A 14,372-nucleotide genomic window follows, 5' to 3' on the forward strand; every position below is an offset into this window, starting at 1 on the left:
CGGGTGGACTGGTGAGTCACCGTCTTACCTATGTAGTCTATTTATACGGCTGGTCGCTGCTCTGTGGGTCCCCGACGATCGTTCCCTCGATGAGATTCCGATACCCCCGCCTGAGTCGGGACGAAAACGCCTGTCTCGAGATGCCGAGCTGGGAGGCGAGCGTCGCCTGATCGGTCTCACGCGTATCGCTGTAGTACCCCTGATTGTAGGCCAGCAACAGCGCCTCGCGCTGTTCCGGCGTGAGGCCGTACTCGGCTCCGGCCGTCATCTCCGAGAGGCGATTGAGTCGCGTGAGCGTCACCTCGATGTCGTGGTCCGCACAGTACTGCTGGAACGCCGAGAACCGATCGACGGACCCCGCACGGAGTTCGAACACCCAGCCCGTTCTGGTCCCGGTCGCCGAGACGACCGTGACGCCGGTTTCCGCGATCGCTCGCATGATCCCCATGTACTCCGGCTTCCACTCGGCGCGATAGAGGCCCCGGTCACCCAGGTCCTCCATGAGAACCGCCGAGCGAAGCTCCGGCAACCCCTCGAAGATATCCAAGATTGCCGCCAGTTCCTCGTCGGGATCTTGTACCCAGAAGTACGGCATGACCGTGTCACCGCTCGGGACGACGCGGTCGAGATCCAGCGTCACCTCGGGTCTGTCCTCGAAGACTCGCCCGAGTGGAAAGTCCGCCGGCGCGAGGGTGAACTCGGCGATCGAAGTCATAGTGACCCTTGGCGCTCTCGACTGTTAAGCCTCACCACGGGCGGGATCCTCGAGGGCCTTACCCGTCGCCGACGTCCCGCCAGTCCGGGGCCGTGGAGTACGCCCGTGATGAGAGTTCGTCGAACGCCGCGTGGACGACCTCGTTCAGCGCGGGGTGGACGTGAACCGGCCCGGCGACGTCATCGACGGTGCCGCCGCCGTCCATCGCGACGACGACCTCGTGTAGCAGCGTCGGGGCCTGCGGCCCGACGATGTGACAGCCCAGGATCTCGCCGTCCGGTCCGGCGAGGACCTTCACGAACCCGTCGTCGGCCTCGAGGATCAGTCCCAGCGGCGCGGCGTCGTAGGGAACCGTCGCGACCTCGTACTCCCGGCTGGCGTCCTCGAGGTCGCCCTCCGTTCGCCCGACGCTCGCGACCCGCGGCTCCGTGAAGATCGCGTGGGGCATTGCCCCGTAGTCGACCGTCCGGTTCGCGTCGTCGAAGACGTTCGCCATGACGAGCCGCGCCTCGTAGTCGGCCGCGTGCTTGTACGGCTGCCGGCCGATCACGTCGCCCAGCGCCCAGACGCCGTCCACGGCCGTCTCGAGGCGGCTGTCGGTCTCGATATACCCCTCGTCGTCGGTTTCGATGCCCGTCGCCTCGAGGCCGAGCGCGTCGGTGTTGGGCCGGCGACCGGTCGCGAGCAGGAGGTCGTCGGCGGCGAGTTCGACCGCCTCGTTGCCGTCGTTGCCGTCGTCGCTCGGCTCCGCGGTAACGACGATCCCCTCCCCGCCTTGCCTCTCGTCGGCCGGCTCCACTTCGGCTGCCTCGGAGCCGGTGTAGACGTCACAGTAGTCCGCGAGCGAGTCGGTCACGACCGCGCTGACGGCGTCGTCCTCGCGGGGCACCAACCGCTCGCTCCGGCCGACGAGCGAGACGTCCGTCCCCAGCGCGCCGAAGAAGTAGCCCAGTTCGGCCCCGATGTAGCCGCCGCCGACGATCACGAGTTCGTCCGGCCGCTCGTCGAGGAACAGCGCGTCGTCGCTGGTGAGGAAATCGACGTCCTCGAGGCCGCCGATCGGCGGGACCATCGGTCGGCCGCCGACGGCGATAACGACCGTCTCGCCCGTTATCTCCGCGGTTCCACTTCCGTCGTCGGGGTCGACTGCTATCGTCCGGTCGTCGACGAACCGTCCCTCGCCACGGTAGCGCGTCACGTTCGCCGCCTCCCGCATGCTCGAGGTCTGGTTGTCAGCCTTCGCGTAGACGGTGTCGTGAATCGCGTCCGTAATGCCGTCGTAGTCGACGCCGTGTACCCCCGCATCGATACCGAACGCCTCGGCCCCGCGGACGTCCTCGATCACGTCCGCGCGGTGGATGAGCGCCTTCGAGGGAACGCACCCGCGGGTGATACACGCGCCGCCCAGCGGGCCGGGTTCGACGACTGCGGTCTCGAGGCCCCGCTCGGCCGCCGCGGTCGCGACCTGACTGCCCGAGCCGCCGCCCAGCACGACGATGTCGTACGCCTCCATACCCCTTCCGACCACGGACGGCCGCCTAAAACGAGCGCCTGCTATGCGAACGCGGGTCGCGAGCCGGTCCGCGTCGCTCGTCGCTCAGAGCCAGTCGTCGCCGGTCTCGTCCGACTCGGCCTCGCGATGGGTCTCGACGGCGGCCGCGAGGTTCGCCAGCGCCGCCTCGGGAGTCTGGCCCTGACTCGAGATTCCAGTCGCCTCGTGGTCCGCGATGTGCAGGCCGTGTTCGTTCTGTCGCATGGTGACGTCATCGCCCGCGAGGGCCTCGTAGTCGTCGGGATCGACGTCCGCGTCGGAACTCATGGACGGCTCTTGTCGCGGTCGCGTGAAATACGCATCGACGCCGCTCGAGCGAGTCGTACGCCGCTCGAGACGGCAACCGCCGCCGTGGTCGCACACATATTTGCGAACCCGCACACATATTACTGTGTATCACGTCGATACGACCATGAGCGAGTTCGATCCGGTACCGGATTCCGACGCCGTCGACGACGTCCGCCAGCGGTGGCGCGAGACGACCGATACGTTCGGCCGGGTCTACGAGACCGCCCTCGGGGTCACGGAGCCGACGCCGTATCCCGAGATCGCGTCGACCGCGGACTGTTCGCCCAACGCAGCGAAGAAACACCTCGACCGGCTCGCGGAGATGGGCATCGTCCGGGCCGACACCGACGCCCAACCGGCCCGGTACGAGCGCGACGACGGCTATCTCGAGTGGCAGGAAGCCAGCCGGATCGCGAGGGAGCTGACCGTCGAGGAGATCATCGATCGCGTTCGCCAGCTGGACGCCCGCCACGAGGCGTTCGTCGATCAGTTCGGAGCCGACGATCCGTCCGCAGTGTCGCTGCTCGAGCGCGACGACCACGAGGAAATCCACGAACTGATGGAACGGCTCAGTGACTGGGAGGCCGTCGAACGGGACATCCGCCTCTACGAACTCGCGCGACGGCTAGCCCAAAACGACGGGCATCTCATTCCCGCATAGATGGGCCCGGAACGGGAGAGCGGGCCATCGTCACCGGGGCCGCCCGATCGTCGGACGCTCCGACTCCTCGAGCGTCGCCTCGCGGACGACCCCCTCGTCGCCGGGTCCGCGTTCGATCCCGACAGTACCGAACCGCGGGTACTCGAGGCGCGTCTCGATAGTGACCTGTTTTCACCGTCGATCGACGGTGCCCGGTTCGATATTCGCTGGTTCACGACCGCCGATTTCACGATCCATTACGTCGAGACCGGAGCCGATGGCCATCGATGGGAGTGTCGCTGGGATCGACATCCGAACCCGCACGACCCGCGATTGCACTTTCACTGCCCGCCCGACGGAACCGAGACGGCCGCCCTCGAACTGCCGTCCGTCCATCCGCTAGATGTCATCGCAACGGCTCTCGCCGCTGTCGAGGAACGGATCGACCGAGCGTGGGATGCCCGTGACTGATGGCAGTCACGTCGATCACGATCGACCGGTCCGGACGAGACTGAAGCGACTCGTTCGACGGACCGAACGATCGCGTCGCGCGTAGAAAAAGCCTTTAACGCTATCGCCTCGTACACCCAGCAAATGGTACTCGACGATCTCGGGAGTTCTCTGCGGGGCACCCTCGACAAGCTCCGCGGGAAGTCGCGACTCAGCGAGGAAGACATCGAGGAGATCGTCAAGGAGATCCAGCGATCGCTGCTCTCCGCCGACGTCGACGTCTCGCTCGTGATGGAGCTGTCGGACAGCATCAAGGAACGCGCCCTCGAGGAAGAGCCACCCGCCGGCACCCCCGCGCGGGACTTCGTCCTCCGGATCGTCTACGAGGAACTGGTCGACCTCATCGGCGACTCGACCGAACTGCCCCTCGAGGAACAGACCATCCTGCTGGCGGGGTTGCAGGGGTCCGGGAAGACGACCTCCGCGGCGAAGATGGCCTGGTGGTTCTCCACGAAGGGGCTGCGCCCGGCGGTCATCCAGACCGACACCTTCCGGCCCGGCGCGTACGACCAGGCCGAGGAGATGGCCGAGCGCGCCGAGGTCGAGTTCTACGGCAACCCTGACAGCGAAGATCCCGTCGAAATCGCCCGCAAGGGCCTCGAGGAGACGAGCGAGGCCGACGTTCACATCGTGGACACGGCCGGTCGCCACGCGCTCGAGGACGACCTGATCGACGAGATCGAGCAGATCGAGGGCGTCGTCGAACCTGACACCTCCCTGCTCGTCCTCGACGCCGCGATCGGGCAGGGGGCCAAAGAGCAGGCCCAGCAGTTCGACGAGTCGATCGGGATCGACGGCGTCGTCATCACGAAACTCGACGGGACCGCGAAGGGTGGCGGCGCGCTGACTGCCGTCGACCAGACCGACTCCTCGATCGCCTTCCTCGGGACCGGCGAGGAGGTCCAGGACATCGAGCGCTTCGAGCCCGACGGCTTCATCTCGCGGCTGCTCGGGATGGGCGATCTCTCCCAGCTGGCCGAGCGCGTCGAGCGCGCGATGGAGCAGACCGAGATGGAGGAAGACGACTGGGACCCCGAGGACATGCTCCAGGGCCAGTTCACCTTGAACGACATGCAAAAGCAGATGGAGGCGATGAACAACATGGGGCCGCTCGATCAGGTCATGGACATGATCCCCGGGCTCGGCGGCGGGATCAAGGACCAGCTCCCCGACGACGCGATGGACGTCACCCAGGAGCGGATGCGGACCTTCAGCGTCATCATGGACTCGATGACCGACGCCGAAAAGGAGTACCCAAAAGCCATCGGCGCGAGCCAGATCCAGCGCATCGCCCGCGGCTCGGGCACCAGCGAGGAAGAGGTTCGGGAACTGCTCCAGCAGTACAAGATGATGGAACGCACCATCAAGCAGTTCCAGGGCATGGGCTCGGAGAAGGAGATGCAGCGCATGATGCAACAGATGCAACAGGGCGGCGGTGGCGGTGGCGGCGGGATGGGCGGCATGGGGCCGTTCGGGTAACGCCGCGCCCATCGACCCATTGTGACGGACCGTTCTCCCTCGAATTGTATGCGATATTGACACTCCCGCTGCCACTACGTTAATGCCCTTCTAGACGAACCCTCGAGTAGGAATGAATCGTCGGCAGTATCTCGCTCGGACCGGCGCGGCCGGTGCGAGCCTCGCGACCGTGACGGCGCTTTCCGGTTGTCTCGACGCCCTCGAGGAGTCGTCGGACGAGACCGACATCGAGGTCACCGATCGCAGCGGCCAGCGGGCGCTCGACCGGGCCGCCGGCAGGCTGAACAAGGCGGCACAGCAACTGGACGAAGTCGAGGGGTTCGAGGACCCCGAAACCGTCGAATTCGACTCGGCGGAGGCCCGGGGCTATCTCTCGGACGCGCGGGACCACCTCGAGACCGCCGCGTCCGAACTGGGCGACGATCGGTCGGCCGACCTCGAGACCATCCGCGCGTACGCGTCCGTCCTCGAGGGACTGGTCTCGGTGACGGTGACCGTCACGGACGACACGATCGAGGACGACATCGACGAGGTCACCGCTGCGGTCGAAGAAAACGGGGACATCGAGGGCGCGAACCAGACGGTCGACGACCGCCACGAGACCGTCGTCGCGGCCGTCGGTCGACACGGACGGGTAACCGACACCCTGCAGTCGATCGACGGCGAGCGACTCAAGGCCATCGCCGGCACCGATACCGCCGATCTCGAAGAGGGCGCGGCCACGCTCGGCGACGTGGTAACGTCGCTCGAGACGCTGACCGGGGCCTACGATTCGATGCTGGATCTCGAGACGGGATACGGCGCGCTCGAGGACGGCCGAACGCATCTGGATAACGAGCAGTTCGGAGCGGCACGGGAGTCCTTCGAAACCGCCGAAGGGACGTTCGGCGACGCGCTCCGGCGTCTCGAGGACGGGACCGAGAACGCGCCGGACGGACTCGCCGACTACTTCGAGACGGCTCGGTGTCAGAACGAGCATCTCGCGGCGGCGTCGGGGCACTTCGCCGACGCGGCGGCGGCGGCCGAGGACGGCCGCTATCGGACCGCGAGACGAAAGCGGACCGACGGCGAGGCGGCGCTCGACGACGTCGGCGACTGTACGAACTAGGCGTCGACCGGCCGCCCGTCTTCGGTCGGCGGCGCGATATGGTCGACGTACTCCTCGAGGCTGGGTTCCTCGACGCGGACGCGAACGGCTATCTCGCCGAGTTCGTCGGGTTTGCCCACCGAGAAGTTGATGTAGTCCTCGAAGGCCGCCTGCTTTTTCAGCGCGAAGGTGAAGGTGTCGCCCTCGCGATTGGCGAAGAACTCGCCGCGGGCAGTGTCGAGGATCTCCTGTTGGTGGAGCAGGTCCGAAAAGTGATCGAGGGCGTGGGCCTCGCCGCGGACTTCGCCGAATTCCTCCTCCAAGTCGGCGTTGGGGAAGATATTGGCCACGGCGTCGACCACTCGGTTCGTGACTTCGGTGTCGTAGATCGGTGCCGTGATCTCGACGTCGACGCGGTAGATCTCGCTCATGGGTCGGCTTCGGCCTCGGCGGGTTTCCCGTCGTCGGTTCGGATCACCGACCGGATCGACTCGTGGAAGGCCGCCAACGAGTCGGTGTTCTCGACGACGACGTCGGCCCGGTCCATCGCGTCGTCCATCCCGAAGCCCCGTTCGCGTTCGTCACGCGCCGCGAGGCTCTCGCCACCGTCGGCCTCGCCGGCGTCCCGGCCGCGCTCGTCGATCCGCTCGGCCCGAGTCTCGAAGGGGGCCTCGATACTGACCAGCGTGAACGCGTCGCCGAACCGCTCCTCGAAGACGTCGACTTCGACGTCCGAGCGGATCCCGTCCACGAGGACGGTGTCGTGGTCCTCGAGGCGGTCCTCGATCATCGGGAGCGACCGCTCGGCGATGGCCGTCGGGCCGTTCTCCTCGCGCAGCGCCTGCGCGACCGTGCCGTGGTCCTTCGCGGGGTCGAGCCCGCGGTCGGCCGTCTCCTGGCGAACGACGTCGCCCATCGTCACTACGGGAATCCCATCCTCGCGTGCGACGGTGGCCGCCTCGCCCTTGCCGCTGCCGGGGAGTCCCACCGTTCCGATGACGTGCATCGAGCCCACGTACCGGCGAGACGGGCATAAACGCTGTGTTCGTCGTTCGACCGTCCGTTGTTTCCCTGCAACGGTTTTGCAGCCGCCAATTGCCACGCTGGGGACCGCCTCGGTGGCCGCTCGAGGCGGGGTCGGCGTGATCCGGCCTCACTCGAGGTCGGACGCTTATGCGGGTGCTATCGGTCGGTTTGCCTGCGTCGAAACGATTATCTCGCCGGTAGCGACTCGCCCGCTCGCTCGAACTCGAGATAATTCAGGTGAACGCTGACTGATCGATGAAACGGAACTACGTCGTTATGTGGCTGTCCGTCGCGGAGACTGGTGTCGCACGATGACAGACACGCCACTCAACAGGCGGCGATTCACGGCCGGACTCGGTGCCGGACTGGTCGCCGCGGTCGCAGGATGTATGGACGACGGCGAATCCAGCGAGGCATCGCCGAGCGACGACTCGGACGGACCGAGCGATGGAGCCAACGACACCAACGGTCTCGGGCCCGATGACTCCGCGGACAACGGGTCCGACGGCAATATCGGAAACGAGTCCGCTGGCGGAATCGGAAACGAATCCGACGACGGAACCGATAACGAGTCCGACGATATGGGCGCGGACAACGAGTCCACTACCGACTCGACCGACGACTCGACGGAAAACGGGAGCGACGACGGTTCGGAGATCGATTACTGACGTCTCTCAGCGGCGTCGGTCACGTGGTTCAGGAGCGCTTCTCTTTTTTCCGTCGAGTCGACGAATAGCTCCGGCGACTCGTCGTCGAGTTTCGTTCCCGGACGGGCTCGAAGCAGGCTCGACTGCGACCGGAAACCCCAACTGCTTATACCGTTTCGCCGCCGACTCGGACTCGAGGGCGCGTAGCTCAGTCCGGAAAGAGCGTCGGACTTCTAATCCGACGGTCGTGGGTTCAAATCCCATCGCGCCCGTGCAGCGAACGAAGTGAGCGAACCGGCACGTGGGATTTGAACGAGAGAACGGCGAGCGATAGCGAGCCGTTCGCGTGGTTCAAATCCCATCGCGCCCTGGTTCTCGCCGGACTCGTCGCCGATCGCCGACGCTCGAGCGCGCTCTCCGAGGCGGTAGCCGAGACGGTTTGGTCGAAAATATACATCTAGTGACTGGTTCCGGTACACTAATGTCGGCAACTAACGTTATATACGGCGTCGGCAGCGCCGGCCGAACGGCACTACAGGGGATACGGGGGACACGGATCATCGCCACACGACGATCACCATCCCCACTGCCGACTGTGTACACCCTTTCGATACCCGACGAACCCTCGCCAGCGACTGCCTTTCTCGCATACGATTTCGTCACACCGATCGTGAATGGGCGATACCGGTCCGTCCGCGCTCGTCCTCGAGCCGGAACGCATGAATAGTCGGAGCAACGACACGACGGCATGACCGGTCGCTTGCGACGACTCCTCCTCGAGCCCGCGGCGTTTTTCGACGCCGAGTCGCCCTCGCTGTCGCGGTCGGGCGGCGTGTTGCTGGCCGTCGGGGTGGTCTCGCTGGGAATCGTCCCGCCGGTCGTCTCGCTGTTGCGGTCGCCAGTGATCCCCGACGACGTGGTCCTCGATGCGTTTCCGTCGTTGCGATACGTCACGACCGGTTGGGAGGTGTCCGTTCCCGGTGTCGTCGGCCTTCTGGTCGGGGCCCTACTCGCGATGCCAGCACTCGCCTGTCTTCTGTTTGCAGCGCTGTTTTACCTGCTCTCGTGGCCGGTCGCGAGCGAACGGGGATTCGGCCGGACCGCCGGGCTCGTCGCCTGGGGATTCGTTCCACAACTGTTCGCGAACGTCCCGGCGATCGCCGCCCTCCTCGTCGCGTTCCCGTCGACGCCGACCGAGGTCTGGGCCCTCGGAATGACCGTCCCCGCCCGGGTCTACGCGTCACCGCCCGCGTTCGATCCGCTGTTCGCCACGGTGACCGCCGTCGGCGTGATCTGTACGCTCTGGTCGGGCTACCTGTGGGCCCACGCCGTCGCGGCCGCTCGCGGACTGTCGCTCCGGCAGGCGATCGCCGTCGTCACCGTGCCGACGATCCTCGTTCTCGGCCCGATCTAGGGCGCTCGAGCCCGCCGCCGCTCGAGGTCGGCCTCGAGCCGGTCGGCGGCCCGGAGTCGCAGGCGTTTCGCCTCCCGGTCGGTGAGCCGTCCGTCGGGCATGTGATCGGCGATCGGGTCGTAGTCGGCGGGAGTGAATCCGAGCCCGCGCAGGTAGTGGCGGACGCCCGTGCCCTCGAGGCCGTCGCGGATGGCCGCGTCGGTGACCGACTCGACGGTATCGAACGCGGGGAGCCGGAGGGGCTCGTCGGCCGCGTTCGAGTCGACGATTGCGTCGGACGCCGTCCGCGATCCGAATCCGTCGTCGACGACCGTTCCGTTCGCGTCGGCGCGGGCGACGACCGACCGGACCTCGCTCGCGAGGCGTAGCACCTGACTCGGCAGGGCCGCGTCGGGTGAGCGCCACTCGACCGTTGGCATCGCTTTGCGAAGGCGAACCGGGTTCCAGGCCGCCTCGTGGGGGTCGAACGCCTCGTCGAACCGGGCCGGATCGACGCCGCGCTCGAGCGCGCGCTCCCGGAACGTCTCGTAGTCGGCCTCGAGCCGCCGTTCCCAGTCGGCGACGCTGTCGACGTAGGGTCGCAGCTGGCCCTGTTCGGGACAGGGCCCGTAACACGAGCGCCGGTAGAGGAACGGCCGGGCACACTGGTGGAGCCGCTCGCCGCGGTAGTGCGAGGCGCTGGTCACCAGCGCGAAGGCCGGATCGATCGCGGTCAGGGCGTTGAGCTGGTCAGCGACGCTGGACTGCTCGATGTGGAGGTGGGTCCCGGCACAGACCCGGGCGTCGTCGAACGTCGGGCCGACGATCCGCCGCTGGAGGTCGGTGGCCGCCGTCTCGCGGTACGGGACCTCGGCGGGCGAGGCCGACAGCGGCGTCGCCAGCGGGACGAGCCGTTTGTCCTGTCGGCGTGCCGCGTCGGCGACCCGTTCGATTCGGCCGAGCAACTCCTCGCGGAGTTCGGGCATCGACTCGCAGGGCGTCGTCTTGATTTCGAGCATCGGCTCGACGAACTCGGGATCGACTCCCGGCGAGACGTCGAGCAGCGTCTCGGGCGCGACGAGGTCGCCGTCCGTATCGACGACCCAGTACTCTACCTCGAGGCTGATTTTCATGGCTGTCTCCGTTGGAGCCGACGACCCTCGGCGACCCGCCGTCTCCTGTTGGACCCGCCGCTACGCCCGACTAATGCGAAGGGGTTGAGCCTGCGGCTGCTGGCAGTGATAGGTGGTACCGCCTCTCCTGAAACCCGTTCGTCCCCACTGACATCGGTGTTACGTGGTGGCCCGCGGGTTGCTGCTGGGTTTATACCGCTGGTAACACAATGTGACTACACATGAGCGACGAAGCGACTGCAGACGCGTCAGTGATCGTAGTCGGCGGCGGCCCCGCCGGACTGAGTGCGGCGCTGTTCACCGCGAAGAACGGCCTCGAGACGACGGTGTTCGACACCGACGGGACCTGGATGCACAAGGCGCACCTGTTCAACTACCTGGGCATCGGTTCGGTCGGCGGCAGCGAGTTCATGGCGACGGCCCGCCAGCAGGTTGAGGACTTCGGCGCCGACCGCCGACAGGGCGAGGAAGTGACCGCCGTGAGCGAGTCCGGTGACGGCTTCGCCGTCGAAACAGACGACGGCGAGTACGAGGCCGACTTCGTCGTCCTGGCGACGGGCGCGAACCGCGACATCGCCGAGGACCTCGGCGTCGACTTCGCCGAGGACGGCACCGTCGACGTCGGCGTGGAGATGGAGACCAGCCTCGAGGGCGTCTACGCGACCGGCGCGATGGTCCGCGCCGAGGAGTGGCAGGCGACAATCGCCGTCGGCGACGGTGCCGCCGCGGGACTGAACATCCTCTCGGCGGTCAAGGGCGAACACTACCACGACTTCGACGTCCCCGCCGACGCCGAGCGCCTCTTCGGCGAACAGCTCGCGGAGTAATCCGACCGACCCGGCCGCGGGACCGACCCGATACCCGATTCAGCTACCATGTCCGACGACCCAATCAATCCAGTCACCGCCGAACTACCCGACAGCCCCGTCCACACCACGGGGACCGACCACATCACCATCTGGGGCTCCAACGAGGAGGACACGATCGAGTTCTATCAGGACTTGCTCGGAATGCCGCTGGTGCTTCGCCAGCCGAACCTCGATGATCCGTCCCAGACCCACCTGTTCTTCGACACGGGCGACGGCCGCATCCTGACGTTCTTCGTCAGCGACGACCGTGCCTCCGCCCGCGGCCAGCGTGCCGGCGTCGGCGCGGTCCATCACCTCTGTTTCAGCGTCGACCCCGACGAGTACGAGGAGACGATGCAGGCCTTAGAAGACGCCGGCCACGGCTACAACGTCTTCGACCGCGGCATCTTCCACTCGATCTATACCCGCGACAACAACGGGCTCGTGATCGAACTCTCGACGGACAAATACGAGATCCCCGACGACCGCCGCGGCGAGGTCTTAGCGAAGGCACAGCAACTCCGCGAGGACGACGGCGCCGACTACGCCAAGGACGAACACCTCCGCGGCGCGATCGAAGCGCTCGGCCTCGAGGTGATCGAACACGATCTGCCCGAGGCCAGCTCGGGCGTCGGTGGTGTCGAATGAGCGCCGACGGCCCCCATCAGGGCCAGCCGCTCGTGACCGGTGGAACCGATCTCGCCGACGCCGAGGCTGTGCTGGTGCTGACCCACGGTCGCGGGGCAACCGCACAGGGGATGCTCCAGTTGGCCGACGAGATCCACCGTGAGGGCGTCGCCTTCCTCGCGCCGCAGGCGGCCCGCAAGACCTGGTACCCGAACTCGTTTCTGGCACCGGTCGAGCGCAACGAGCCCGGCCGGACCTCCGGCCTGGGGGCGATCCGCCACGCCATCGACGAGGCCACCGGTGCCGGCGTCCCCACCGAGCGGATCATGCTGGTCGGCTTCTCGCAAGGGGGCTGTCTCGCCAGCGAATACGTCGCGCGCAACCCGCGCCGCTACGGCGGACTGGCCGCCCTCAGCGGCGGCCTCATCGGCGAGGAACTCGACGACGAGTATCCCGGCGACCTCGAGGAAACCCCCGTTTTCCTCGGCTGTAGCGACGTCGACCCACACATCCCCGAGAAGCGGGTCCACGACACGGCCGCGGTCCTCGAGTCGATGAACGCCGACGTGACAACGCGGCTCTACGAGGGGATGGGTCACGGGGTCAACGAGGACGAACTCGAGTTCGTCGCCGGGATGGTCGCCGAACTGCTCGACTGAGTCGACGGGCTCGACTCTCCGGTTCGAATCGCGTCAGCGGATGACGGTCACGGGGACCGGCGAGCGGCGGACGATCTTTTCGGCGACGCTTCCCAGGAGGACTCGAGAGAGCCCCTCCCGGCCGTGGCTGCCGATGATGATGTGATCGATCTCGTCGTTTTCGTCCGCGAACGAGACGATCTCGCGGGCGGGGTCGCCGACGGTGGTCTCGGTCCGGAACTCCCTGTCGGGATCGCCGATCAACTCCGCGATATCCTTCGGGAGTTCCTTGGCGACTTTCTCCTCGCGTTCCCGAAACATCTCCTGTGCGAGTTTGATGCCGGCTCCGGTCGATCCCTCCGCCGCTTCGACGACGCGAATGAGGACGACCTCCTCGTCGGGATAGGTCGTAAACGCGTGTTCGACGGCGTCCTGTGCCGGTTCGGAACCATCGTAGGCGACGAGTACTGCCATACCTGTGGTCGGTCTTTCAGGAATATAAACCCGTCCGGTAGTTCCCGCCCGCTTTGCCCGCCACCGCTCGTGAAACACCGTCCGGAAAATCGCCCGCTTTACCCGTTGCTCGCCGTCCCTACGCGTCGAAGCCGTCTTCGAACCGGAAGGTGCCGTTCCGCTGGACTACTTCGCCGTCGACTTCGATGAACGACTCCTCGCTCATGTCGACGATCATGTCGACGTGGACCGCCGAATCGTTGGCCTCGTTGCCCTCGCCGACGGTATCGTCGTAGGCCCGACCGACGGCCATGTGGACCGTATCGCCCATCTTCTCGTCGAACAGCATGTTGTAGGTGAACTGGTCGATGTCGCGGTTCATTCCGATACCGAGTTCACCGAGTCGGCGCGCGCCGTCGTCCGTGTTGAGGACCTCCGTCAGGACGTCTTCGTTTTTCGCCGCCGAGTGGTCGACCACTTCGCCGCCCTCGAACTCGAGGTAGACGTCCGTGATCTCCCGGCCCTGATGATAGAGCGGCATGTCGAACAGCACCTCGCCCTCGACGCTGTCGGGCTGAGGGGCAGTAAAGACCTCGCCGCCGGGCAGGTTGTGTTCGCCGTGGTCGTTCAGCGTCGGGTTCCCCTCGACCGACATCGTTACGTCCGTGGTATCGCCGCTGACGATCCGGACCTCCTCGGCGGGATCCATGATCTCGACCATGTTCTCCTGGTGTTCGCGCTGGGCGTCCCAGTCCTTGTTGACGGCGTCCCAGACGAAACGCTCGTACCCCTCGGTACTCATCTCCGCGAGCTGGGCGTTTGCGGGCGCGGGGTACTGCGTGAGACACCACCGCTTGGAGAGCCGTTCCTCGAGGATGGGGCGGTGGGCCTGTTGGTGGGCCGCTTGCGTTTCGGGGTCGACGTCGCTCGTCTGGGTCATGTTGTCCGTCGCGCGGATGGCGATGTAGACGTCGGTGTTCTCGACGAGCGCGAGTTCGTGGTCGGGCGTCTCGAACTCCTCGTCCGACGCGCGTAGGTACGCGCGTTGCTGGCGTTTTCCGGTCCGTTGGCTCGTCGTGATCGGGTTCGCGCCCCGATCGCCGATCACTTCGTGGAGGGCGACGACGAGGTCCTCGGCGACCGGATGGGCGTCGATGATGACGTTGTCGCCTTCCTTGAGGTCGACGGAGTGGTTGGCAATGATCTCGGCGTGTTCGCGAATGCGCGGGTCCATATCCCGACATTACTCCGGGAGGAAAAAAACGGTTCGTAATGGCGACCCCGTCATCTAGTGGTCCGTCGTTGGGTCGATCCGCCGCGAACAGGACGTATTTCA

17 protein-coding genes and 1 tRNA gene are annotated in these 14,372 nt (G+C 66.4%); 10 read left to right on the forward strand and 8 right to left on the reverse strand.

Going from position 1 to position 14,372, the window contains the following annotated elements; genetic code table 11:
- Positions 1–37: 37 nt before the first annotated feature.
- The 3 genes from ACSBP4_RS01830 to ACSBP4_RS01840 all read right to left on the reverse strand — a co-directional run bounded on the left by ACSBP4_RS01830 (position 38) and on the right by ACSBP4_RS01840 (position 2,534).
- On the reverse strand, positions 38–715 hold the full coding sequence (locus tag ACSBP4_RS01830) for a helix-turn-helix domain-containing protein (protein ID WP_049965374.1): 678 nt from the start codon (positions 713–715) through the stop codon (positions 38–40).
- A 58-nt stretch (positions 716–773) separates the two neighbouring features.
- Positions 774–2,228 (reverse strand): dihydrolipoyl dehydrogenase, encoded by a 1,455-nt coding sequence (locus ACSBP4_RS01835; protein WP_435551210.1) that lies wholly within the window; start codon positions 2,226–2,228, stop codon positions 774–776.
- An 84-nt stretch (positions 2,229–2,312) separates the two neighbouring features.
- Positions 2,313–2,534, reverse strand: a complete 222-nt coding sequence (locus ACSBP4_RS01840; RefSeq protein ID WP_049965376.1) for a type II toxin-antitoxin system HicB family antitoxin — start codon at positions 2,532–2,534, stop codon at positions 2,313–2,315.
- 145 nt (positions 2,535–2,679) lie between these two features.
- Between ACSBP4_RS01840 and ACSBP4_RS01845 the strand changes: the two genes are divergently transcribed.
- The 4 genes from ACSBP4_RS01845 to ACSBP4_RS01860 all read left to right on the forward strand — a co-directional run bounded on the left by ACSBP4_RS01845 (position 2,680) and on the right by ACSBP4_RS01860 (position 6,292).
- On the forward strand, positions 2,680–3,216 hold the full coding sequence (locus tag ACSBP4_RS01845) for a DUF7342 family protein (RefSeq protein ID WP_435551211.1): 537 nt from the start codon (positions 2,680–2,682) through the stop codon (positions 3,214–3,216).
- A complete protein-coding gene (locus ACSBP4_RS01850) occupies positions 3,217–3,666 on the forward strand; it encodes a hypothetical protein (RefSeq protein ID WP_435551212.1) in 450 nt (149 codons plus the stop codon).
- 123 nt (positions 3,667–3,789) lie between these two features.
- Positions 3,790–5,184 (forward strand): signal recognition particle protein Srp54, encoded by a 1,395-nt coding sequence (locus ACSBP4_RS01855; protein WP_006648310.1) that lies wholly within the window; start codon positions 3,790–3,792, stop codon positions 5,182–5,184.
- A gap of 112 nt (positions 5,185–5,296) precedes the next feature.
- The gene (locus ACSBP4_RS01860; protein ID WP_435551213.1) at positions 5,297–6,292 is read left to right on the forward strand and encodes a hypothetical protein; all 996 of its coding nucleotides are present in this window, start codon (positions 5,297–5,299) and stop codon (positions 6,290–6,292) included.
- Here the strand turns inward: ACSBP4_RS01860 and ACSBP4_RS01865 are convergent.
- Both ACSBP4_RS01865 and ACSBP4_RS01870 read right to left on the reverse strand, forming a co-directional pair.
- The gene (locus tag ACSBP4_RS01865; RefSeq protein ID WP_049965380.1) at positions 6,289–6,702 is read right to left on the reverse strand and encodes an RNA-binding domain-containing protein; all 414 of its coding nucleotides are present in this window, start codon (positions 6,700–6,702) and stop codon (positions 6,289–6,291) included. The two genes, ACSBP4_RS01860 and ACSBP4_RS01865, sit on opposite strands and share 4 nt — an antisense overlap.
- Positions 6,699–7,277: an AAA family ATPase gene (locus tag ACSBP4_RS01870; protein ID WP_006648307.1), complete on the reverse strand. Its 579-nt coding sequence runs from the start codon at positions 7,275–7,277 to the stop codon at positions 6,699–6,701. Before ACSBP4_RS01870 ends, ACSBP4_RS01865 begins: the two co-directional genes overlap by 4 nt.
- Positions 7,278–7,608: 331 nt before the next feature.
- On the opposite strand from ACSBP4_RS01870, the gene ACSBP4_RS01875 reads away from it, so the two are divergent.
- The 3 genes from ACSBP4_RS01875 to ACSBP4_RS01885 all read left to right on the forward strand — a co-directional run bounded on the left by ACSBP4_RS01875 (position 7,609) and on the right by ACSBP4_RS01885 (position 9,358).
- Positions 7,609–7,965 (forward strand): hypothetical protein, encoded by a 357-nt coding sequence (locus ACSBP4_RS01875; RefSeq protein ID WP_435551214.1) that lies wholly within the window; start codon positions 7,609–7,611, stop codon positions 7,963–7,965.
- A 176-nt stretch (positions 7,966–8,141) separates the two neighbouring features.
- A tRNA-Arg gene (locus ACSBP4_RS01880) sits at positions 8,142–8,216 on the forward strand.
- 476 nt (positions 8,217–8,692) lie between these two features.
- The gene (locus tag ACSBP4_RS01885) at positions 8,693–9,358 is read left to right on the forward strand and encodes a YIP1 family protein (protein ID WP_435551215.1); all 666 of its coding nucleotides are present in this window, start codon (positions 8,693–8,695) and stop codon (positions 9,356–9,358) included.
- On the opposite strand, the gene ACSBP4_RS01890 is transcribed toward ACSBP4_RS01885, so the two are convergent.
- A complete protein-coding gene (locus tag ACSBP4_RS01890) occupies positions 9,355–10,470 on the reverse strand; it encodes a glutamate-cysteine ligase family protein (RefSeq protein WP_435551216.1) in 1,116 nt (371 codons plus the stop codon). The two genes, ACSBP4_RS01885 and ACSBP4_RS01890, sit on opposite strands and share 4 nt — an antisense overlap.
- Positions 10,471–10,691: 221 nt before the next feature.
- Between ACSBP4_RS01890 and ACSBP4_RS01895 the strand changes: the two genes are divergently transcribed.
- Genes ACSBP4_RS01895 through ACSBP4_RS01905 form a run of 3 tightly spaced genes read left to right on the forward strand, consistent with a single transcriptional unit; the run spans position 10,692 to position 12,604 of the window.
- Positions 10,692–11,297 carry an FAD-dependent oxidoreductase gene (locus tag ACSBP4_RS01895; RefSeq protein ID WP_435551217.1) on the forward strand — a complete coding sequence of 202 codons (606 nt, stop codon included), beginning with the start codon at positions 10,692–10,694 and terminating at the stop codon, positions 11,295–11,297.
- Between the two features lie 48 nt (positions 11,298–11,345).
- Positions 11,346–11,966 (forward strand): VOC family protein, encoded by a 621-nt coding sequence (locus ACSBP4_RS01900; protein ID WP_049965385.1) that lies wholly within the window; start codon positions 11,346–11,348, stop codon positions 11,964–11,966.
- Complete coding sequence (locus tag ACSBP4_RS01905) at positions 11,963–12,604, forward strand: alpha/beta hydrolase (RefSeq protein ID WP_049965386.1); 642 nt, start codon at positions 11,963–11,965, stop codon at positions 12,602–12,604. Before ACSBP4_RS01900 ends, ACSBP4_RS01905 begins: the two co-directional genes overlap by 4 nt.
- A 33-nt stretch (positions 12,605–12,637) precedes the next feature.
- On the opposite strand, the gene ACSBP4_RS01910 is transcribed toward ACSBP4_RS01905, so the two are convergent.
- Both ACSBP4_RS01910 and ACSBP4_RS01915 read right to left on the reverse strand, forming a co-directional pair.
- Positions 12,638–13,057, reverse strand: coding sequence for a universal stress protein (locus tag ACSBP4_RS01910; protein ID WP_006182934.1), 420 nt, complete (start codon positions 13,055–13,057; stop codon positions 12,638–12,640).
- A gap of 118 nt (positions 13,058–13,175) precedes the next feature.
- Complete coding sequence (locus tag ACSBP4_RS01915) at positions 13,176–14,270, reverse strand: aminopeptidase (RefSeq protein WP_435551218.1); 1,095 nt, start codon at positions 14,268–14,270, stop codon at positions 13,176–13,178.
- Positions 14,271–14,372: the final 102 nt, after the last annotated feature.

It is taken from the genome of Natrinema sp. CGMCC1.2065, from assembly GCF_051225675.1.
Lineage (GTDB): Archaea > Halobacteriota > Halobacteria > Halobacteriales > Natrialbaceae > Natrinema > Natrinema thermotolerans.